The sequence below is a fragment of the Streptomyces sp. NBC_01591 genome, from assembly GCF_035918155.1.
In the GTDB taxonomy this organism is placed as follows: Bacteria; Actinomycetota; Actinomycetes; order Streptomycetales; family Streptomycetaceae; genus Streptomyces.
In genome coordinates this window covers 814,978-836,438 of record NZ_CP109327.1, presented here as the reverse complement: position 1 = coordinate 836,438, position 21,461 = coordinate 814,978, and the positions used below count along the sequence as shown (strand labels likewise).

17 protein-coding genes and 1 pseudogene are annotated in these 21,461 nt (G+C 70.5%); 15 read left to right on the top strand and 3 right to left on the bottom strand.

Going from position 1 to position 21,461, the window contains the following annotated elements; genetic code table 11:
• Window positions 1-114: 114 nt before the first annotated feature.
• The gene (locus OG978_RS04180) at window positions 115-1,743 is read right to left on the bottom strand and encodes an acyl-CoA synthetase (RefSeq protein ID WP_326763856.1); all 1,629 of its coding nucleotides are present in this window, start codon (window positions 1,741-1,743) and stop codon (window positions 115-117) included.
• Between the two features lie 167 nt (window positions 1,744-1,910).
• Here OG978_RS04180 and OG978_RS04175 point away from each other — a divergent pair, with 167 nt between their 5' ends.
• The 8 genes and pseudogenes from OG978_RS04175 to OG978_RS04140 all read left to right on the top strand — a co-directional run bounded on the left by OG978_RS04175 (window position 1,911) and on the right by OG978_RS04140 (window position 10,226).
• Window positions 1,911-2,711, top strand: a complete 801-nt coding sequence (locus OG978_RS04175) for a crotonase/enoyl-CoA hydratase family protein (protein ID WP_326763855.1) — start codon at window positions 1,911-1,913, stop codon at window positions 2,709-2,711.
• A 15-nt stretch (window positions 2,712-2,726) separates the two neighbouring features.
• Window positions 2,727-3,671 carry a Zn-ribbon domain-containing OB-fold protein gene (locus OG978_RS04170; RefSeq protein WP_326763854.1) on the top strand — a complete coding sequence of 315 codons (945 nt, stop codon included), beginning with the start codon at window positions 2,727-2,729 and terminating at the stop codon, window positions 3,669-3,671.
• Window positions 3,672-4,724, top strand: a complete 1,053-nt coding sequence (locus OG978_RS04165; RefSeq protein WP_326763853.1) for a thiolase domain-containing protein — start codon at window positions 3,672-3,674, stop codon at window positions 4,722-4,724.
• Window positions 4,717-5,883 (top strand): thiolase domain-containing protein, encoded by a 1,167-nt coding sequence (locus OG978_RS04160; RefSeq protein WP_326763852.1) that lies wholly within the window; start codon window positions 4,717-4,719, stop codon window positions 5,881-5,883. Before OG978_RS04165 ends, OG978_RS04160 begins: the two co-directional genes overlap by 8 nt.
• 95 nt (window positions 5,884-5,978) lie before the next feature.
• Window positions 5,979-6,173 carry a DUF397 domain-containing protein gene (locus OG978_RS04155; protein WP_326763851.1) on the top strand — a complete coding sequence of 65 codons (195 nt, stop codon included), beginning with the start codon at window positions 5,979-5,981 and terminating at the stop codon, window positions 6,171-6,173.
• Window positions 6,174-6,285: 112 nt separating this feature from the next.
• Window positions 6,286-6,885, top strand: a complete 600-nt coding sequence (locus tag OG978_RS04150; protein ID WP_442817654.1) for a CGNR zinc finger domain-containing protein — start codon at window positions 6,286-6,288, stop codon at window positions 6,883-6,885.
• Between the two features lie 245 nt (window positions 6,886-7,130).
• Window positions 7,131-7,631 (top strand): hypothetical protein, encoded by a 501-nt coding sequence (locus OG978_RS04145; RefSeq protein WP_018550733.1) that lies wholly within the window; start codon window positions 7,131-7,133, stop codon window positions 7,629-7,631.
• Window positions 7,632-7,832: 201 nt separating this feature from the next.
• Window positions 7,833-10,226, top strand: a pseudogene (locus OG978_RS04140) (glycoside hydrolase family 95 protein).
• On the opposite strand, the gene OG978_RS04135 reads toward OG978_RS04140, so the two are convergent.
• On the bottom strand, window positions 10,202-12,415 hold the full coding sequence (locus OG978_RS04135) for a terpene synthase family protein (RefSeq protein ID WP_326763849.1): 2,214 nt from the start codon (window positions 12,413-12,415) through the stop codon (window positions 10,202-10,204). The pseudogene OG978_RS04140 and the gene OG978_RS04135 overlap by 25 nt on opposite strands.
• Before the next feature lie 385 nt (window positions 12,416-12,800).
• On the opposite strand from OG978_RS04135, the gene OG978_RS04130 reads away from it, so the two are divergent.
• Both OG978_RS04130 and OG978_RS04125 read left to right on the top strand, forming a co-directional pair.
• Window positions 12,801-14,132 carry an N-acetylmuramoyl-L-alanine amidase gene (locus OG978_RS04130; protein WP_326763848.1) on the top strand — a complete coding sequence of 444 codons (1,332 nt, stop codon included), beginning with the start codon at window positions 12,801-12,803 and terminating at the stop codon, window positions 14,130-14,132.
• A 67-nt stretch (window positions 14,133-14,199) separates the two neighbouring features.
• Window positions 14,200-14,469 (top strand): hypothetical protein, encoded by a 270-nt coding sequence (locus OG978_RS04125; RefSeq protein ID WP_326763847.1) that lies wholly within the window; start codon window positions 14,200-14,202, stop codon window positions 14,467-14,469.
• 56 nt (window positions 14,470-14,525) lie between these two features.
• Here the strand turns inward: OG978_RS04125 and OG978_RS04120 are convergent, their stop codons facing one another.
• Window positions 14,526-15,713 (bottom strand): ROK family transcriptional regulator, encoded by a 1,188-nt coding sequence (locus OG978_RS04120; protein WP_326763846.1) that lies wholly within the window; start codon window positions 15,711-15,713, stop codon window positions 14,526-14,528.
• A gap of 165 nt (window positions 15,714-15,878) precedes the next feature.
• On the opposite strand from OG978_RS04120, the gene OG978_RS04115 reads away from it, so the two are divergent.
• From OG978_RS04115 to OG978_RS04095, 5 genes are read left to right on the top strand one after another with little or no spacing between them, the layout of a single operon-like run.
• On the top strand, window positions 15,879-17,366 hold the full coding sequence (locus tag OG978_RS04115) for a sugar ABC transporter ATP-binding protein (RefSeq protein ID WP_326763845.1): 1,488 nt from the start codon (window positions 15,879-15,881) through the stop codon (window positions 17,364-17,366).
• Window positions 17,363-18,379, top strand: a complete 1,017-nt coding sequence (locus OG978_RS04110) for an ABC transporter permease (RefSeq protein ID WP_326763844.1) — start codon at window positions 17,363-17,365, stop codon at window positions 18,377-18,379. The genes OG978_RS04115 and OG978_RS04110 overlap by 4 nt, the downstream gene beginning before the upstream one ends.
• Window positions 18,376-19,380 carry an ABC transporter permease gene (locus OG978_RS04105; protein WP_326763843.1) on the top strand — a complete coding sequence of 335 codons (1,005 nt, stop codon included), beginning with the start codon at window positions 18,376-18,378 and terminating at the stop codon, window positions 19,378-19,380. Before OG978_RS04110 ends, OG978_RS04105 begins: the two co-directional genes overlap by 4 nt.
• Window positions 19,377-20,591 (top strand): ABC transporter substrate-binding protein, encoded by a 1,215-nt coding sequence (locus OG978_RS04100; RefSeq protein ID WP_326763842.1) that lies wholly within the window; start codon window positions 19,377-19,379, stop codon window positions 20,589-20,591. Before OG978_RS04105 ends, OG978_RS04100 begins: the two co-directional genes overlap by 4 nt.
• Window positions 20,588-21,460 carry a sugar phosphate isomerase/epimerase family protein gene (locus OG978_RS04095; RefSeq protein ID WP_326763841.1) on the top strand — a complete coding sequence of 291 codons (873 nt, stop codon included), beginning with the start codon at window positions 20,588-20,590 and terminating at the stop codon, window positions 21,458-21,460. The genes OG978_RS04100 and OG978_RS04095 overlap by 4 nt, the downstream gene beginning before the upstream one ends.
• The last annotated feature ends 1 nt before the right edge of the window (window position 21,461 follow it).

Genomic DNA, 21,461 nt, shown 5'->3' with positions numbered 1-21,461 from the left:
TCTCCCCCTCTTGCCACATAGGGTGAGCGGATGGGTCCGGAGCGTGCGCGAATGGGTTACGCGGGCTCCGCCGCTCGGTGACCGGGCCCGTCCGCCCGCGCGGCCGGGCCGCCCTCATTCCCCGGGCTCGCGTCGGGGCGCGACGACCGAGCGGGCCCACCGGTAGTCGGCCTTGCCGCTCGGTGAGCGCTGGATCCGGGGGGTGATCACCAGCCGGCGGGGGATCTTGTAGCCCGCCAGACGGGTCCTGCAGTGGGCCTGGAGATCGTCGAGCGAGGGCTCGGGAGCCCCGTCGCGCAGCTGCACCACCGCCGCGACACGGTTGCCCCACCGTGCGTCGGGCACCGCGGCGACCAGGACGTCGTACACGTCCGGATGGGCCTTCAGCGCCTGCTCGACCTCCTCGGGGTACACCTTCTCGCCCCCGGTGTTGATGCACTGCGAGCCGCGGCCGAGGACCGTGACGATTCCGTCCTCGTCGACCGTCGCCATGTCACCGAGCAAAACCCATCGCTCGTCGCCCCGGCGGAAGAAGGTCTCCGCGGTCTTCTGCGGATCGTTGTAGTACCCGAGCGGCACGTGCCCGCGCTGGGCGATCCGCCCGGGCTCACCCGGAGCAACCGGCTCGTACGTCGCCGGGTCGACCACCGCCGTACGGGAGTTGACCTGGAGCCGGAATCCGTTCTCCGGGCCCGAGTCGGCCGTCGCCGTGCCGTTGAACCCGGACTCCGAGGAGCCGAAGTTGTTCAGCAGCATCACCGTCGGCACGAGTGCCTGGAACTCCGCGCGCACCGAGTCCGACATGATCGCGCCCGAGCTGGACACGGAGAACATCGACGAGCAGTCGGTGCCCTTCAGCGGGCCCTTCAGCGCGTCGATCAGCGGCCGCAGCATCGCGTCGCCCACCAACGACACGCTGGTGACCTTCTCCTTCTCGATCGTACGGAGCACCTCCTCGGGCACGAACTTGCGGTGGACCACGACCCGCTGCCCGAAGTTGAAACCGATGAAGGCGGTGAGTGTCGAGGTGCCGTGCATCAGCGGGGGAGTGGGGAAGAAGGTGATCCCGTCACCGCCCGCGGCGACCCGCTCGGCCAGCTCCTGCGGGGACTTCACCGGCTCACCGGTCGGCGCGCCCCCGCCGAGGCCGGAGAAGAAGAGGTCCTCCTGGCGCCACATCACACCCTTGGGCATTCCGGTGGTGCCGCCGGTGTAGATGATGAACTGGTCGTCGGCCGACCGCGGCGGGAAGCCGCGCTCGGGGCTCCCGGCCGCCTCGGCATCCGTGAAAGCGACCGTGTCCGGGCCCCGGACCCCCGCCGCCGGTGCGCCCACCCGCACCAGATGACGCAGGCCCGGGGCCTTCGGCGCGGCGGCCGCGACCCGCTCGTCGAACTCGGCGTCGAAGACCAGCGCCGCCAGATCCGCGTCACGGTAGAGGTAGATCAACTCCTCTTCCACATAGCGGTAGTTCACATTGACGGGGACGATGCGGGCCTTCAGGCAGGCCAGCACGGTCTGGAGGTACTCCACCCCGTTGTAGAGGTGCAGCCCCAGATGCTCGCCCGGGGCGATGCCCGCCTCGATCAGGTGGTGGGCGATGCGGTTGGCCGCCGCGTCCAGCTCCGCGTACGTCAGCCGGCGCTCCGCACCCGTGCCGGGATGGTCGAGGTAGACGAGCGCCTCGCGTTCCGGGACCGCGTCGACGACCGACTCGAACAGGTCGGCAAGGTTGTACTCCACCGTTCCTCCTGACCCCGGAAGCTGACTGGCTCGGCGGTCATTAGAGCGCCGGGAGGCGCAACTGGGAAGGGGTGCCGCCGAGGAAATCTGACTAGCTGTCAGAAAACTATTGAACTGGGCCACCACCTACTGCAACCTGTTCTAGGTCTTTGGATGGGAGGCGGACAATGGCTGGTACGGAACACCTCGGTGTGCGGCGCGAGGGCGCCACACTGGTGCTCACCCTGAACAGGCCGGAGGCGAAGAACGCCCTGTCGCTGCCGATGCTTGTCGGGCTGTACGACGGCTGGCTGGCGGCGGACGAGGACGACACGATCCGGTCGGTGGTCCTCACCGGCGCGGGCGGCTGCTTCTGCGCCGGCATGGACCTCAAGGCCCTGGCGGGCAAGGGAATGGAGGGCGAGCAGTACCGTGACCGGATGACCGCAGACCCCGATCTGCACTGGAAGGCGATGCTGCGCCACCACCGCCCCCGAAAACCGGTCATCGCCGCCGTGGAGGGCCACTGCGTCGCGGGCGGCACCGAGATCCTCCAGGGCACCGACATCCGGATCGCCGGGGCGGGCGCCACCTTCGGGCTCTTCGAGGTGCAGCGAGGCCTCTTCCCCATCGGAGGGTCGACGGTCCGGCTGCCGCGCCAGATCGCCCGGACGCACGCGCTCGAAATGCTCCTCACCGGACGCGCGTACAGCGCCGAGGAGGCGGCCGGCATCGGGCTGATCGGCCGGGTCGTCCCAGACGGCACCGCGCTGGAACACGCCCTCGCCGTCGCCGAGCGGATCAACGCCTGCGGACCGCTCGCCGTCGAAGCCGTCAAGGCCTCCGTGTACGAGACCGCCGAGATGACCGAGACCGAGGGACTGGCCGCCGAACTGAAGCGCGGCTGGCCCGTCTTCGCGACCGACGACGCCAAGGAAGGCGCCCGCGCCTTCGCCGAGAAGCGCCCGCCCGTCTACCGGCGCGCCTGAGCCGAGGAGGCAACCGTGCCCGATGCCCTCAGCGCACCGCTGGTGGTCGAATTCCCCTTCACCCGCTCCCTCGGCCCCGTCCAGAGCGCCTTCCTCACCGGACTGCGCGAACGCACCGTCCTGGGCGTCCGCACCGCCGGGGGAAAGGTCCTGGTCCCGCCCGTCGAGTACGACCCCGTCACCGCGGAGGAGATCCGTGAACTGGCCGAGGTCGCCGCCACCGGCACCGTCACCACCTGGGCCTGGAACCCCGACCCGCGCCCCGGCCAGCCCCTCGGCACCCCCTTCGCCTGGGTCCTCGTCCGGCTCGACGGCGCCGACACCGCCCTGCTGCACGCCCTCGCCGCACCCGGCCCCGGCGCCGTACGCACCGGCATGCGGGTACGGATCCGCTGGGCCCCCGAACGGACCGGCGCGATCACGGACATCGCCTGCTTCGAACCGTACGACGGCGGAAGCAACGGACAATCCGGCCCGCACGACGGCGAGTTCACCAACCCTGTCACCGGCATCGTCACCCCCGCCAGGCTCGACTACCGGTACACCCCCGGCCGCGCCCAGAGCGCGTACCTCGGCGCACTCGCCCGGCAACGCATCGTCGGCGAGCGCTGCCCGTCCTGCCACAAGGTGTACGTACCGCCCCGCGGCGCCTGCCCCACCTGCGGTGTCGCCACCGCCGAACAGGTCGAGGTCGGCCCACGCGGCACCGTGACCACGTTCTGCATCGTCAACATCAAGGCGAAGAACCTCGACATCGAAGTCCCGTACGTCTACGCGCACATCGCGCTCGACGGCGCGGACCTGGCACTGCACGCACGGATCGGCGGCATCCCCTACGACCGGGTGCGGATGGGCCTGCGCGTCGAACCCGTCTGGACCGAGGGCGGGCGGCACCCCGACCACTACCGGCCGACCGGCGAGCCCGACGCCGATTACGACGCGTACAAGGAGCTGCTCTAGATGCGAGACGTGGCGATCGTCGCCTTCGCGCAGACGGACCACCTGCGGCACACCGACGAACTCTCCGAAGTCGAGATGCTGATGCCCGTCCTCCACCGGGTCCTCGACGCGACCGGGCTCAGGGCCGGCGACATCGGCTTCACCTGCTCCGGCTCCAGCGACTATCTCGCGGGCCGCGCCTTCTCCTTCACCATGGCGCTCGACGGCGTCGGCGCGTACCCACCGATCTCCGAGTCCCATGTGGAGATGGACGGTGCCTGGGCGCTGTACGAGGCATGGGTGAAGATCCAGACGGGGCAGGCGGACACCGCGCTCGTCTACTCCTACGGAAAGTCCTCGCCCGGCGAGGTGCGCGACGTCCTCACCCGCCAGCTCGACCCCTACTACGTCGGCCCGCTCTGGCCGGACTCCGTCGCACTCGCCGCCCTCCAGGCCCAGGCACTGATCGACGCGGGCGAAACCGATGAGGCCGCTCTCGCCGCGATCGCCCACCGCAGCCGCGCCGCCGCGGCTGACAACCCGCACGCCCAGCTCAAGGGACCGGTCCCGGTCGGCGACTACGTCGTGCAGCCGCTGCGCACCGGCGACTGCCCGCCGGTCGGCGACGGTGCGGCCGCCGTGATCCTCGCCGCCGGTGACACCGCACGGGCCCTGTGCCCCCGCCCCGCCTGGATCCGCGGCATCGACCACCGCGTCGAGGCCCACTCGCTCGGGGTGCGGGAGCTGACCGACTCACCGTCCACCCGGCTCGCCGCGACCCGCGCCGGGGTCTTCGAACGGCCCGTGGACACCGCCGAGTTGCACGCCCCGTTCACCTCCCAGGAGGTGATACTGCGCAAGGCGCTCCGCCTCGACGCCGGCGTCGACGTCAACCCGTCCGGCGGCGCCCTCGCTGCCAACCCCGTCATGGCCGCCGGGCTGATCCGCCTCGGCGAGGCCGCTGCCCGCATCCACCGCGGCGAGTCCGACCGGGCGCTCGCCCACGCCACCTCCGGGCCCTGCCTGCAGCAGAACCTGGTCGCCGTCCTCGAAGGGGAGAGCGCTCATGCCTGAGGAGCCCGTGGCCGTCGTCGGCATCGGCCAGACGAAGCACGTGTCCGCGCGCCTGGACGTCTCCATCGCCGGACTCGTCCGCGAGGCCGCCGTCCGTGCGCTGGAGGACGCGGCACTGACCTGGGCGGACATCGACGCCGTCGTCATCGGCAAGGCCCCCGACTTCTTCGAGGGCCTGATGATGCCGGAGCTCTATCTCGCCGACGCCCTCGGCGCGGTCGGCAAACCGATGCTCCGGGTGCACACCGCGGGCTCCGTCGGCGGCTCCACCGCACTCGTCGCGGCCAACCTGGTCTCTGCACGGGTGCACCGCACCGTCCTCACACTCGCCTTCGAGAAGCAGTCCGAGTCCAACGCCATGTGGGGGCTCTCGCTGCCCATCCCGTTCCAGCAACCGCTGCTGGCCGGAGCGGGCGGCTTCTTCGCCCCGCACGTGCGGGCGTACATGCGCCGCACCGGCGCGCCCGACACGGTCGGCTCCCTCGTCGCGTACAAGGACCGCCGCAACGCGCTCAAGAATCCGTACGCGCACATCCACGACCCGGACATCACCCTGGAGAAGGTCCGGTCGGCACCGATGCTCTGGGACCCGATCCGCTACTCGGAGACCTGCCCGTCCTCCGACGGGGCCTGCGCGATGATCCTCACCGACCGTGCCGGAGCGGGCCGTTCGCCGCATCCGCCGGCCTGGGTGCACGGCGGCGCGATGCGCAGCGAGCCGACGCTCTTCGCCGGCAAGGACTTCGTCTCGCCGCGGGCGGGCCGGGACTGCGCTGCCGATGTGTACCGGCAGGCGGGCATCAGCGACCCGCGACGGGAGATCGACGCCGTGGAGATGTACGTGCCGTTCTCCTGGTACGAGCCGATGTGGCTGGAGAACCTCGGCTTCGCCGACGAGGGGGAGGGCTGGAAGCTCACCGAGTCCGGCGTCACCGAACTCGACGGCGATCTGCCGGTGAACCCCTCGGGCGGGGTGCTCTCCACCAATCCCATCGGCGCCTCCGGCATGATCCGCTTCGCCGAAGCCGCGTTGCAGGTACGGGGACAGGCGGGCGAACACCAGGTGGCGAGGGCCCGGAAGGCGCTCGGCCACGCGTACGGCGGCGGGGCGCAGTTCTTCTCCATGTGGCTGGTCGGAGCCGAGCCCCCCACCCGCTGACGCGCCGTCCCGGGCCGGCGGAAGCCCCGTTCGCGCCCTGTCCGCGCCGCAGCCGGCTACGCCTTGGCCCGGGACGACAAGCGGGAGGAGCCGACGTGGCGGAGCGCACCACGACCCAGCAGCCCTTCGCGGGCTGGGACAGGCCGGACCTGGATCTCAGCAACGCGCAGTGGCGGTCCGGCGGTCAGGGCGCGGGAGATGTCCAGATCGCCTTCGTCGAGGTATTCATCGCGATGCGCAACGTGGGGAAACCCGGCGGCCCGTCGCTCATCTTCACCCCGGCGGAATAACGCGCCTTCGTGGTGAATGCCCGCGACGGCGAGTTCGACCTCACCTGAGGGCGCGTCGTGCCGTGACACGGCCCTGAAGTCAATGGTCCTGGCCGCGGCTATCGTCAGGTCTGTGTCAGACACCCGGATCGCGCTCGACCTCGCCCTCACCATCCGCCACGACGGCCGCGGTGGCGTGGCCGACGACCTCGCCACCCCGGACGGACTGACCCGATGGGTGCACGAGCGGCGCGACCTGCTCGGTGACGCGGCGGCCGAGGACACCTGGGCGGCCGACGAACAGACCCTGGAGGCCGTACGGTCGCTGCGCGCCGCCGTCCGGGCACTGTTCGCGCACGCCGTCCGGCCCGGAGAACCCAGTCCCGCGGACGCCGGCCGGCTGCTCCCCTTCGGCGAAGCCCTCCACCTGCTGAACGCCGCCGCTGGCGCGGTCCCGACCGTGCCCCGCCTGGACTGGCAGCCGGACCGTGATCCGGTCGCCCATGACCACCCGATCGGCGGCGCGGCGGGACGGAATGCCGTGCCGGCCGCGCTCGCCCGCGCGGCCGTCGGCTTCCTCGCCGGCCCGGACCGCACCGCACTGCGTGCCTGCCGCGCACCGCGCTGCGTGCGCTACTTCGTCAAGGCGCACCCCCGTCAGGAATGGTGCAAGCCGTCCTGCGGCAACCGTGCCCGGGTGGCACGTCACCACGAGCGTCACCGCACACCGTAGGCAGCGTGGTCGCCGTGCGTGGTGAGCATGTCTGACGCTGGTCCTTCCGGAGGCGGAAGCGGAAGTGGTCGCGGCCGGGCTGGGCCGCAGCTGGCGTCGGCCGCGGAATCCGCGCCCGAGCCGGGGCACGGACCCGCCTGAGCCCGCTGCGCGTACCCGTCCGGGGCCGGCCCGCGTACCCGTCGGCGCCCCGGCCTGCGCGGACCCGGCTCCGCAACGTGAGCCCGGACACGTAACATGTCTGCATGTCCTTCCTCCGCCGCCGTAGCGCCGCCACACCCGCGGGCCCCGACTTCGACGTCCTGGCCATGGATCCGGGGGACTGGCCCGGAAACCTCGGCGCCGGCCTGCTGCCCGCGCCCGACGGAAGCTGTCAGGGCGTTTTTCTGCGCTACGACCTGTTCGGCGGCCGCGGCCCCGCGATGATCATCGGCAACCTCCCGGAGGGCTCGCCCGCCCGCGAGACCGAGGAGGGCCAGGTCCCGTTCGAGGTCGCCCAGCTACTGCTCGCGCTGGAGAACGACGAGCCGGTCGAGGTCACCGGCACGGAGGACATGCCGGTGATGCAGGGCGACAACCTGCTGATCGTCCGCCGGGTCAAGCTCTCCGAGAGCCGGATCTCCTGCGTCCAGTTCGACCGCAGCGACGGCGTGCTCGTCACCATCGCCAGCTGGGACCGGCCGATCACCGACGATCTGTACACCCTGCTGAAGCCCCTGCCCGCCGAGCTCTTCCAGCAGGGCTGAAACGCTCCTCCCGTCGGCCGTCCGTGCCTAGGGTCTGTCGTCAAACTGCCGTCTGCCGCGCGGCAGTTTGACGACAGACCCTAGCGGGCGGCTGCGGGGCGCACACCTCAACATCCGTCCAAGTGCTCGCGGCCTCCGTCCAAGAGGCCGCTTTGTCATGCTCCTTGTCGGGCTGGTCATCGGACCTTTACCGTCGGCCGCATGACATCCGGGATCACGCGACGTACCACCGTGAAGACAGCGATAGGGGCAACCAGCGCTCTGGCGCTGGGAGTTCCCGCCCACTCCGGCACGGCTGCGGCCGCCGGTACCTCCGATGAATCGGAGGGTGTCGCGTACTCGAAGGAACGAGCGGAACCGACGCTCCGGTACGGCGCGCCGGCCGCGAACTGGGAGCGCGAATCGCTGCCCATCGGCGGCGGTGCCCTCGGCGCGAGCGTGTACGGCACGCTCGCCTCCGAGCAGCTCACCTTCAACGAGAAGACGCTGTGGACCGGTGGTCCCGGCTCCGTCCAGGGCTACGACTTCGGGAACTGGACCGCCCCCAGGCCCGGCGCCCTCACCGGCGTACAGCAGCGCCTCGACAGCGAGGGCGCTCTCGGCCCGGACGCCGTCGCCGCCGAACTCGGACAGGCGCGGCGCGGCTACGGCGCCTACCAGGTCTTCGGCGACCTGCGGCTGGATCTGTCGAACGCCCCGGCCGCCCCCGACGCCTCGTACCGCCGCAGCCTCGATCTGCGCAGCGCACTCGCCTCCGTGATCTACACCCATCAAGAGGTGTGCCACACACGGGAGTTCTTCGTCTCCCATCCCGGCAGGGTCATCGCTGGACGCCTCGGCGCCGACCGTCCGGGGTAGGTGTCCTTCACCCTGCACTACACCTCGCCCCGCAGTGACTGCACCGTCACCGCCGACCGGGACCGGCTCACCGTACGCGGCGCGCTGAAGGACAACGGTCTGCGCTTCGAGGCCCAGGTCCGGGTCCGGACCAGCGGCGGCACCGTCACCGCGGGCGCGGACGGCACCCTCACCGTCACCGGCGCCGACACCGCCTGGTTCTTCCTCGCCGCGGGCACCGACTACGCCGACACCTACCCCACCTACCGCGGCGACGACCCGCACACGGCGGTCACCGCCGCCGTGGACTCCGCCGCCCGGACCCCCTACGAGAAGGTCCGCGACACCCACGTACGCGATCACCGCACCCTCTTCGACCGGGTCGCCCTCGATATCGGCCAGCAACTGCCCGACCTGCCCACCGACCAACTGCTCGCCCGGTACACGGGTGGCACGAGCCCCGCCGACCGGGCCCTGGAAGCGCTGTTCTTCCAGTACGGCCGCTACCTGCTGATCGCCTCCTCGCGGGCCGGCTCGCTGCCTGCCAACCTCCAGGGTGTCTGGAACAACTCGACCACCCCGCCCTGGTCGGCCGACTACCACAGCAACATCAATCTGCAGATGAACTACTGGCCCGCCGAGATCACCAACCTCGCCGAGACCACCGCACCGTACGACCGCTACATCGAAGCGATGCGCGCCCCAGGCCGGAAAACGGCGAAGGAGATGTTCGGGACGTCCGGCTGGGTGGTGCACAACGAGACCAACCCGTACGGCTTCACCGGCGTCCACGACTGGTCCACCGCCTTCTGGTTCCCGGAGGCCGCCGCCTGGCTCACCCAGCAGTTGTACGAGCACTACCGGTTCAGCGGCTCCACCGACTACCTGCGCTCCACCGCCTACCCGACGATGAAGGAGGCGGCCGAGTTCTGGCTGGCCAATCTGCGCACCGACCCGCGCGACGGACTGCTCGTCGTCACCCCCAGCTACTCTCCCGAGCACGGCGACTTCACCGCCGGTGCAGCGATGTCCCAGCAGATCGTGCACGACCTCCTCACCAACACCCTGGAGGCCGCCCGCACCCTCGGAGACGCACCCACCTTCCGCAGCCGACTGGAGACGGCCCTCGACCGGCTCGATCCCGGACTGCGGATCGGGTCGTGGGGTCAGCTCCAGGAGTGGAAGACCGACCGGGACGACCCGGCCGACACCCACCGCCATGTCTCGCACCTCTTCGCCCTGCACCCCGGGCGGCAGATCGAACCCGGCAGCAAGTGGGCCGAAGCGGCCGAGGTCTCCCTCGGGGCGCGCGGCGACGGCGGCACCGGCTGGTCCAAGGCATGGAAGATCAACTTCTGGGCGCGGCTGCGCGACGGCGACCACGCCCACAGGATGCTCGCCGAACAGCTGAAGAACTCCACCCTGCCCAACCTCTGGGACACCCACCCGCCCTTCCAGATCGACGGCAACTTCGGCGCCACCTCGGGCATCGCCGAAATGCTGCTGCAGAGCCAGCACGACACCGTCGACATCCTCCCCGCCCTCCCGTCGGGCTGGCCGGACGGATCGGTGCGCGGACTGCGCGCCCGGGGAGGCTTCACCGTCGATATCGAATGGGCCGCCGGGCAGGCCCGCCGTGTGGTGATCACGGCGAGCCGTACCCGTGAAGTGACCGTCCGCAGCTCGCTGTTCGCGAGCGGCGAGAAGGTCTTCAAGGCGCGTGCCGGCAGCCGCTACACGCTGGTCGCCGAGGGCTGAGCGAAGAGCGCGGTCACTCGCGCCGCCGAGACACCGAGCCCCGTGGGACCGCTGATGTGCCACGGGGTTCCGGTGCCCCGCCGCAGGTCCTGCTCGCGGTAGCGTCGGCAGTCCCGGTGCCAGATCAGGATGCCCGCGATCCAGTGCTTGAGCTCCAGCACGTACCCGGCCAGGACCTCCCTCGCCTCGGCGTCCAGCCCGAAGTCCTCGTAAAGCACCGGGAGTTCCTCCTCGGCGACATGCAGGAACTGCCTCAGCCGCGACTTCATCAGGTCGTACACGATCGCCACCCCGGTCGGATAGTCCACCCCGAAGAAGTTCTGCACGACCAGGACGCCATTGTGCACCTCACCCTCGAACTCGATCTCCTTCTGGTACGAGAACAGGTCGTTGAGCAGACATGCGTAGTCCGCCGCCGCGTTCTCCAGGGAGCGCAGCGGCCCGCTGTGGTAGATCTCCGGTGGGACCTTCCGGCCATGACCCAGCCGGCACAGGCTCATCGTGAGGTCGGAGCCGAACGTCATGCGCCGCATCTCGACGTAGTCCACCGGGTCCGGGATGCGGTTCTGCACCTGGTTCGCCAGCTCCCACACCCAGCTCGCGGTCATGTCCTCGACCGCCGTCCGGAACGCGCGGCGCCCACTCGCGTCCATCGGGGCCGAGGTCCTCGCCCAGAGGTCGGCCAGCCCCCGCTCCAGGGCGTTGACCGGTTCGGGCGTCCCGGAACCGTCCAGGGGCATGAACAGCGACAGACGCTCGTTGGCGAGCTTGGCCCCCGCCAGATCGCGGGCCCGCCCGTGCACCACCGGGAACCAGTCGTCGCCGTACGTCCCCCAGGTCAGCCACTGCGAGGAGAGGTCCAGTTCCTCCGGTGTCGCGTCCGGGTGCAGCCCCGCCGCGCACAGCGGCAGATCGGTAGCGAGGAGCCGCTCCTCGTCCCAGATGTGCGAACCGGGCACCCCCGGCTGCGCCTCCAGAATGCCCATGCGGCGCGCCCAGTCGACGATCCGTACCCGCGCCCCGTCCAGATGCGGACTGAGCGTCGTGCCGAAGGGCAGCTCGAAGTCGGGCAGCAGCGACGGTCCGACGCGCTGGTACGGCACATGGGTATGGCTGCGCAGCCGGGCCGCCTCCGAACGTGATGTGAACCGGATCGAGGCCGCGGCCATGCCGAAACCGGTCGTGGCCGCTTCGACCGCGCCGTCGTTCATGTAGCGGCTGGAGCGCATGTGCCACTCGTGACCGCCGGACTGCCAGTCCTGCAAGCCCTTGACGTACGCGAGAACCGCGGCGGACTGCGTGGGGTCGAGCCCCTTCTCCGCGCACAGCGGCCCGAGTTCGGTGAGCGCGGTGTTCTCGAACTGGTGCAGCCGGGACGTCAGTAGATCGTTCACCGCATCGGCGGCCTCCTGCGTGGAACAGCCGAGGAAGTGCTCCAGGACGAGCACGCCGTTGCTGTTCTCGCCCTCGTCCTCGACCTCCCGCTGGTACGAGAAGAGGTCGTTGCGCAGATGCACACCGTCGGAGAAGGCATCCCGCAGCACCCGCAGCGCACGCTCGCCGGCCACCGCCTCGGGGACCTCCGCGCCCGCCGCGTACTCCACGAGACCCGCCGACCACGGGGCGCCGCCCACCTTGCGGCGCATCTCGATGTACTCGACGGGGTTCGCGATGCGCCCCTCATTGATGTTGGCGAGCTCCCACAGCGACTCGTTGAGCAGGTTCTCCGTCGCCACGGCGAACCTGGCCCGCCAGGCGTCGGACATGCTCGGCACCGTACGCGTCCACAGATCGGCCAGCCCCGCCTCGACCGGATTGGTCGGTTCCGGCATCGGGGCCCCGCGGTCCATCGGCATGAACGCCGGCAACCGGTCCAGATAGTGCTTGGCGCCCTCGCGGTCGGGGTTGCGCTTGAAGAGCTCCAGGAAGTGGTCGTCGAAGAAGAAGACCCACACGTACCAGTCGGTGACCAGCGAGAGCGCCTCGGCCGAGCAGTCGGGGTGGGTGTACGCACACAGCAGCGCGTAGTCGTGGGAGTCGATGTCCTTCTCCTCCCAGATGCCCGAACCCTCCACCATCCCTATGCTGCGCGCCCACTCCTTGGTGTGTACTCGGGCCTCCTCGACGTGGGCGTTGAGCCGCGCCGGATACGGAACGTAGAAGTCCGGCAGGGTGAAGGGCTGAGCCATGTGCGTCCGGCCTTTCCTGGATCGCCGTGCGAACGTCGCACGGACGTGATCGTGTCGGCGCGAGCACTACCCTTTGGCCGTTCGGGGCACGCACGTCCGGGATTAGTCACATAAAAGGCACGCTCGTTGGTGGTGGCCGGGTGCGGCCGGCCGGCCACCCGGACCCTCCGTGAAACCCGGGTAACGAGCCGTCGCAGGTGACCAGTTGATTCTTTCCGCCGCAGGTCAAACATCCTGCCACTGGTCTGGTCCACTGGCTCGGCCCGCGACCTCCACGGATCCCTTGACGTGCTGTCATCTCAGGTCGGAGAGTGTGCGCGCACAGCGGAACAGTGGGATCGGATCACGCACGGCTCCATCACGCACGGCTCCAAGAAGGGTTGTCATGACGTCCAAGCAGAGGACCGGACTCGCACTCGCGTTGACAGGTGTCGGCGCACTGAGCATGACGCTGCTCAGCCCCGTGGCGCAGGCCGGTGCGGACGGGGTGCGACCGGAATGCCCGCGCAGCCTCGGCTGCGACTGGGTACCGGCGGCCTACCAGCAGACGGGTGACCCGGCCGACAAGGAGACGTACGGGAATTACGACACCGCGGACCGGCCGCACACCAACAAGGTCAGATTCATCGTTCTGCACGACACCGAGGAAGACTTCGACACCACCCTGAAGATCTTCCAGAACCCGCTGAAGCAGACCTCCGCCCACTACGTGGTGCGCTCGGCCGACGGGCACGTCACCCAGATGGTCAAGGGCAAGGACGTCGCCTGGCAGGCGGGCAACTGGTACGTCAACAGCCACTCGATCGGGATCGAGCAGGAGGGCGTCGCCGTCGAGGGCGCCAAGTGGTACACCCCCGAGATGTACCGCTCGACCGCGAAGCTGGTGCGCTACCTCGCGGCCAAGTACGACATACCGCTCGACCGCCAGCACATCATCGGCCACGACGGAGTGCCGCCCACCAGCGCGTCCGGCACCAAGAACATGCACTGGGACCCGGGCACGTACTGGGACTGGAACCGCTTCATGAAGCTGCTCGGCAAGCCCATCGTGCCGAGTGCCCCCAAGAGCAGCGAACTGATCACCGTCAGCCCGGACTTCAAGAAGAACCGGCAGGCGTTCCGCGACTGCGAGAAGGGCGTCGACCTGCCGGTCCAGGGCTCCAGCGCCGTCCCGCTCCACACCGCACCGTCCACCGACGCGCCCCTCTTCTCCGACCCCGGCCTGCACACCGACGGCTCGCCCGGCACGAACTGCGCCGCCGACTGGGGCAGCAAGATCAGCGCCACCCAGCAGGCCGTCGTCGCGGACCACGCGCCCGGCTGGACGGCGATCTGGTGGTACGGCCAGAAGGCCTGGTTCGAGACCCCGGCCCACAGCCGCAACACCACGCCCACCTCCGGCTACGTCGTCAGGCCGAAGGCCGGCCGTACGGACGTACCGGTGTACGGGGTCGCGTACCCGGAGAAGGCCGAGTACCCGGCGGACTTCGCGGACAAGCGGGTGGGCGCGCCGCTCCAGTACACGATCAAGGCCGGCCAGTCCTACCCCGGCGGCGGCGAGGCGCCGACGGGCTATTTCTACGCGCCCACGATCGACTCCTCGTACCCGCTGGACCACGCCTACTTCGGTGGCAAGGAGAAGTACGTGACGGTGCAGATCGGCCACCGGGTCGCCTTCGTGAAGGCGTCCGACGTGGACATCGTGCGCACTCGCTGAGACCGTACCGGGGCCGTCGCAGCGGCGACGGAACGCCGGGTATCCGTACAACGAGAAGGAGGCCCTCATGCACAAGCCGACCAGGACCGCCGCCACCGCGGCCGCAGGCGTCGCCATGGCGCTCGCACTCACCGGCGCCGGAGCCGTCGTCACCGTCGCGACCGCCTCGGCCGCCGCCGCGTCCGAAACCGGGGCGCAGGGCTGGGACGTCTCCGGCTCGTTCGACACCCAGCAGGAGTGCGTCGCGGCCGGGGACGCGGGCGTCGCCGACGGGAGCTGGGCGCAGTACCGGTGCGTGCTCTTCGAGGCCCGGTGGGACCTGATGACTCCGGCGTGACCGCGTGGCCAGTGCCCCCGCATGCACACTGTCCGTGCACGCGGGGGCACTTGGTCTCACCCCGCGACCAGCCGGTTCACCTGCGCGGGAGACAGGGCGTGCTCGATCGCGAGGATCCCCGCCCCCACCGCCGCCGCGTTCTCACCCGTGCGGCTCGGTTCGATCCGCAGCAGCTGGGTGGCCAGCGGATGCGAGCGCCGGTACACCGCCTCCCGGACACCCGCGAGCAACTGGTCGTGAACGGCGGCCAGCGCGCCGCCCATCACCACCGTGTCCGGATTGAAGAAGTTCACCAGACCGGCGAGGACCTCACCGACCGCTCGCCCGGCCTCCCGCACCATCCGCACGGCGTCCCGGTTCCCGGACTGCACCAGGCGCACGACATCGCTGCCCGATGTCGCGTCCAGTCCCAGACCGACCAGCTTCGCCGCCAGTGACGCACCACCCGCGACGGCCTCCAGACAGCCCGAATTGCCGCACCGGCACGGATCGTCGAGATCCCCGACCCGGATATGGCCGATGTCACCCGCGCACCCCTGCGCCCCCCGGTGCAGCTTGCCGTCGGCGACGATTCCGCAGCCGATCCCCGTACCGACCTTGATGTACAGCAGATAGCGACAGTCCGGGAAAGCTCGCCGCTGCTCGCCCAGCGCCATCACGTTCACATCGTTGTCGACGAGCGCCCGCACCCCGAACCGGGAAGCGAAGAACTCCGGGATCGGGTACTGGTGCCAGCCCGGCATGATCGGCGGATCGACGGGTCGGCCGGTGGAGAACTCCACCGGACCCGGCACCCCCACGCCGATGGACCGCAGCGTCGCCGGCTCCCGGTGCGTCTCCTCCAGCAGGGCTCGCACGGTGCGTTCCACGTGCCGCAGCACGGAATCCGGGCCGTCCCCGATCGACAGCGGTTCCTCGTGCGACGCGAGCGTGGTTCCACCGATGTCCATCAGCGCCACCCGGCAGTGCGAGGCCCCCAGATCCACCCCGGCCACCGCGTGTTCACGGGTGCGCAGCGCCAGCCGTCGCGGCGGCCGGCCGCCGGTGGAACCGCCGTCGGCGTCCTCGTCCACGAGACCGTGCGCGATCAGTGCGTCCACTCGCTGGGAGACCGTCGAACGGGCCATTCCGGTGACCCGGGCGATGTCGGCACGGGTCGCGACCGCCCCTGAACCGATCAGTGCGAGCACCTCGCCCGGCGAGTGCGATGCGGCAGCGGAATTGCGATCCGACGGCGAAGACATGGCAGTCACCCTAGGGACGACTTCCGCTGCTCACAAGGCATCCAGTGTTCGGCCATCGGCATAAGTACGTGCCAAGCCTCCTAAAAACAAAGGTGCTTGAGCTCTTGACACTCCCAATGCCTGTCACGACTCTGCTCTGCAGACCACTGAGCGAGGAGCAGTTCGATGCTGACGATGCAGGGTGTGTCCAAGAGCTTCCTCGGGGTGCGTGTGCTCGATGGGGTGGGGCTCGACCTCGAAGCCGGAGAAGTGCATGCCCTGGTGGGGGAGAACGGCGCCGGAAAGTCGACCCTCATGAAGATCCTCGCGGGCGAGCACTTACCCGACGCGGGAACCCTCACCATCGACGGCACCACCCACTCCTTCAGCCACCCGGCACAGGCCCAGGCCGCCGGGGTCGGCATCATCCACCAGGAGTTCGCGCTCCTGGAGCACCGCACGGTCGCCGAGAACGTCTTCCTCGGCCGCGAGCCGACCCGGTACGGACTCGTCGACCGGCGCGCCATGGAGCGGCGCACCGCCGAACTCCTCGCCGAACTCGACGAGACCGGCATCACCCCGCGGACCCCCGTCCATGAGCTGTCTGTCGCACGCCGGCAGACTGTGGAGATCGTCAAGGCCCTCGCGTCGGACGTCCGCATCCTGGTGATGGACGAGCCCACCGCCGCACTCGCCGACCACGAGGTCGAGCAACTCGGTTCCCTCGTACGGCGCCTGATCGCCCGCGGCATCGGCATCCTTTACATCTCGCACCGGCTCCGTGAGGTCTTCGACCTCTCGCAGCGCATCACCGTCCTCAAGGACGGCCGCCGCGTCACCACGCTCAACACCCGCGACACCGACGCCGACACGGTGGTACGCGCCATGGTCGGACGGGAACTCGGCGCCTACTACCCGCCCCGGGCCCGCCCGGGAGAGCGGGGCGAGGAGCGGCTCACGGTGAGCGGCGGCGGCAACTCCAGGATCTCCGGCATCGATCTGACCCTGCGGGCGGGCGAGGTCGTCGGCGTCGCCGGTCTCCAGGGCTCCGGCCGTACCTCCCTCGCCCGCGCCCTCTTCGGCGCCGCCCCCTTCACCACGGGCACCATGACCGTCGGCGGGGAACCGCTGCGCCCGGCGCACCCCCGGGAAGCCGTCCGGGCCGGGATCGCCCTGGTCACCGAGGACCGCAAGGGGGAGGGCCTCGCGCTGCACCAGTCCGTGGCCGACAACGCGCTGCTCGTGACCCGCGCCGTCCCCGCGCGCGGCAGACCGGCCGCGCGCCGCGAGGTGACCGCGCTGCTGGAACGCGTACGCCTCCATGCCCACGGCGAGGACCAGCAGGTCCAGTACCTGTCCGGCGGCAATCAGCAGAAGGTCGTCATCGCCAAGTGGCTCGCCGCCCGCCCCCGGGTGCTCCTCTTCGACGAACCGACCCGTGGCGTCGACGTCGGCGCCAAGGCGGCCATCCACACCCTCGTACGGGAACTGGCACGCGAGGGCCTCGCCGTACTGATCATCTCCTCCGAACTGCCCGAGCTGATCGGCATGAGCGACCGCATCCTCGTCATGTCCGAAGGCCGCCTCGCCGGCGAACTGCCCGCCGGAGCCACGGAAGAAGCCGTCATGCGCGTCGCCACGAGCGGCGACCGCACGCGGGAGGGAGCAGCATGACCGCACTCCGGCCCGACCTGAGCACCCGGCCCCGCACCGACCCGTCGCGGACGGCCCGGCCGCACCTCACCGGCCCCGTGGCCGGGGTCTGGCTCGCCGCCCTCGCCGTCACCGTGCTCGGCTGGATCGTCGTCGCGGCCCGTGGCGGGGACTTCCTGACCGTGACCAACGTGGTGACGATCCTCCAGAACTGTGTCGCCCTCGGCCTCGTGGCCGTCGGCCAGTCCGCCGTCATCCTCACCGGATCGCTCGACCTGTCCGTCGCCTACCTCATCAGCCTGGGCACCCTTGTCGCCGCGGAGACGATGGAGAGCGGCAGCGTGCTCGTCGCGGTCATCGCCGTCCTCGCCCTGAGCGCCGCCGTCGGCCTGGCCAACGGACTGATCGTCACCGGCCTCAAGGTCAACGCCTTCATAGCCACCCTCGGCACGGCCTTCATCCTGCGCGGCTGGATCGAGGACAACTACACCGGCCCCGCGGGCAAGGTCCCCGCCTCCTTCCAGCACCTCGGCTACGACCGGATCGGACCGGTTCCGGTCTCCCTCTTCCTCCTCCTCGCGGTCGCCGCCGCCCTCTGGCTGATCACCCGCCGCACCCGGCTCGGCCACCACATGTACGCGACCGGCGGCGACGAGCACGCCGCCCGGCTCTCCGGCGTCCGCACCCGGCGCACCGTCATCACCGCGCACCTGCTGTGCTCGCTCTGCGTCGGCGCCGCAGCCCTCTTCCTCGCCGCGCGGCTCGGTGCCGGTGCTCCCTGGGCGGGCACGGAGGCGCGCTACGACCTGGAGTCCGTCGCCGCCGTCGTCCTCGGCGGCACCGCGCTCGCCGGGGGGCGCGGGGGAGTGGCGGGCACCCTCGGCGGAGTCCTCGTCCTCGCCGTGCTCGACAGCGTCTTCAACCAGCTGTCCGTGGATCCGTTCTTCAAGAACGTCGTCCGCGGCGTCGTCATCATCGCGGCCGTCGCCCTCTACGCGCGAGGCCGCCGCACCCCGAAGGCGAGGACCGCATGACCACCGCCCAGGCACCCGCCGGCCGCCGTGTCCCGTGTGCCCTCACCGCCGGCACACCCGTCTACCTCCTGCTCGCGGTGCTCCTCGCCGCACTCGCCCTCACCGACCCGGGCTTCTACGAACCCGACCGCTTCCTCTCCTTCGTCAAGCGCGCCGCCCCCCTCGTCATCCTCGCCGCCGGCCAGTACCTGGTCATCGTCTGCGGCGAGTTCGATCTCTCCGTCGGGGCGATCGTCACCGCCGGGGTGGTCGTCGCCGCCGAACTGTACGGCTCGTTCCCGGCCGCACCCTGGCCGCTCGTCACCGCGGTCCTGCTGCTCGCCGGAGCCCTCGCCGGACTCGTCAGCGGACTGATCACCACCCTGCTGCGCGTGCCGTCGTTCATCACCACGCTCGGCATGATGCTGATCCTCGAAGGTGCCGTCTTCTTCTGGACGGGAGGCTCCCCGCACGGCGCGCTGCCCGCGGAGTTCCGCCGCCTCGGGCGCGGCACCGCGTTCGGCTGGCTGCCGTGGGCCGTACTCGCCTGCGTCGTCGCGGGCCTCCTGGCCGTACGCCTGATGCGTTCCGACTTCGGCCGTACGCTCCTCGCCACCGGCGACAGCGAACGTGCCGCGGCGCTCGCCGGAGTCCGGGTCACGCGCGCCCGGACCATCGCCTTCGTCCTCTCCGGCGTCGCGGCCGCGCTCGCGGCCGTACTCGTCGGCGGCTTCTCCGGAGTCTCGGCGCAGGCCGGCCGCGGCTACGAGTTCGAGGCGATCACCGCCGTCGTCCTGGGCGGCGTGGTGCTCGGCGGCGGGCGCGGATCCGTCGTCGCGGCGATGGCCGGGGCGTTCTCGCTCCAGGCACTGTTCACCCTGCTCAATCTCCAGGGCGTCTCCGGCGCCCTGGAATCGACCGTGCAAGGCGTCATCGTCATAGCCGCCGTCGCCCTCGGCGCAGCCGACTGGTCCCGGCTGCGCCGCCGCGGCACCGAACCCCCGGGAGCGAAAACCTCATGAGTACGCGAAAGCTCGGACACCTCCTCGCGCCGGTCGCCGCCCTGCTCGGCGCGGCCCTGCTCGCCGGCTGCACCAGCGACGCACCGCCCGACGCGCCCGCCGCCGGAGCGAGCGGCAGTACGGGCGATCCGGGCACCGGCGAGCAGTCGAAGTTCTTCGACCGGGCCGAGTACGAGCGCCAGCTCGGCCTCGCCGAGGTGACCCCGCAGGGTCCCGCCGGAAGACCGTGGGAGCAGATGCTGCGCCCCCGCCTCGTCGACACCACCCAGTACAAGAAGAACGGCTCCGGCGGAATCCGTCTCTGCTTCTCCAACGCCGGAGTCTTCAACCCCTGGCGCCAGGTCGGCCTGAAGAGCATGCGGGCCGAGGCCGAACTCCACAAGGAGATCACCGACTTCACCGTGCTCGACGCGCAGGGCAAGGACGACAAGCAGATCTCCGACATCCAGGAACTCGCCGGCCGGGACTGCGACGCCCTGATCGTCTCCCCGAACACCACGGCCACCCTCACCCCCGCCGTCGAACAGGCCTGCGGAAAGGTGCCGGTGATCGTCTTCGACCGGGGTGTCGAGACCGACTGCGCCGTCACCTTCATCAACCCGATCGGCGGTTACGGATACGGGGCGGTCGCCGCCGACTTCCTCGTCGGGAAGGTGAAGCCCAAGGGGAAGATCCTCGCCCTGCGGATCTCCCCCGGCGTCGATGTGCTGGAGACCCGCTGGTCGGCCGCGAAGCTCGCGTTCGACAAGAGCGGACTCGATGTCGTGGACGTGAAGTTCACCGACGGCGACCCCGCCAAGACCAAGGCGATCGTCACCGACGCCCTCACCCGCAACGGCGACATCGACGGCGTCTGGATGGACTCCGGGGCGACCTCGGTCGCCGCCGTCGAAGCCTTCGAGGACGCGGGCAAGGACGTACCGCCCATCACCGGCGAGGACCAGCAGGACTTCCTCCAGGCATGGAAGGAGAAGAAGCTCACCGCGATCGCCCCCTCGTACCCCACCTTCCAGTGGCGTACCCCGGTCATCGCCGCGCTGAGGATCCTCAAGGGGGAGCAGGTCCCGAAGGAGTGGAAGCTTCCGCAGCCCACCGTCACCCAGTCCACCCTCGACCAGTACTTCGAGCCCGGCATGCCACCACTGCACTACGCGATGTGCGGCTGCGAGAACCTCCCCGGGTTCCCGGAGAAGTGGGGAGGCAAGAAGTGACCGTCGCCTTCCCGCTCGGTGCCAATCCGTGGATCTGGCACTCGCCGGTGACGTACGAAACGCTCGGCGACGTCCTGCCGCGGCTGTCCGCGTGGGGATTCGACTGCGTCGAGATCCCGTTGGAGAACGAACGGGACTGGGCGCCCGCATCCGTCGCCAAGCTCCTCGACGCCTCCGGTCTCGCCCCCGCCGCAGTGGTCGCGGTCATGCCGCCCGGCCGCGACCTCGTCCGCACCGATCCGCAGACCGTCCGGGTCACCCAGGACTATCTGTACCGCTGCGTCGACGCCGCCCGGACGCTCGGCGCCCCCACCGTCGCCGGGCCCATGTATGCGGCGGTGGGCCGCACCTGGCGGATGGACCGCGCCGAACGCGCCGCGGCGTACGAGGAGTTACGGAAGAACCTCGCCCCGGTCGTCGAGCACGCCCGCGCGGCGGGGGTGCGGCTCGCCGTGGAACCTCTCAACCGGTACGAGACGAGTCTGCTCAACACCGTGGACCAGACCCTCGAAGCGCTGGCAGGGCTCCCCGAGGGTGCCATCGGCCTCGCGCTCGACGTGTACCACCAGAACATCGAGGAACGCTCGCTGCCCGACGCCGTACGCCGCGCGGCGGGCCGCATCGTCCACGTCCAGGTGTGCGCCAACGACCGGGGCACCCCCGGCGCCGACTGTCTCGATTGGCCCGGCTTCCTCACCGCGCTCACCACGAGCGGCTACTGGGGCCCGCTCTGCATCGAGTCGTTCACCGCGCACAACGACGCCATCGCGGTCGCCGCCTCGGTCTGGCGGCCGCTCGCCGATACCCAGGACAGCATCGCGACCGACGGGCTGGCCTTTCTGCGCCGCGCCCTGAGGGCTGTCCCGTAAT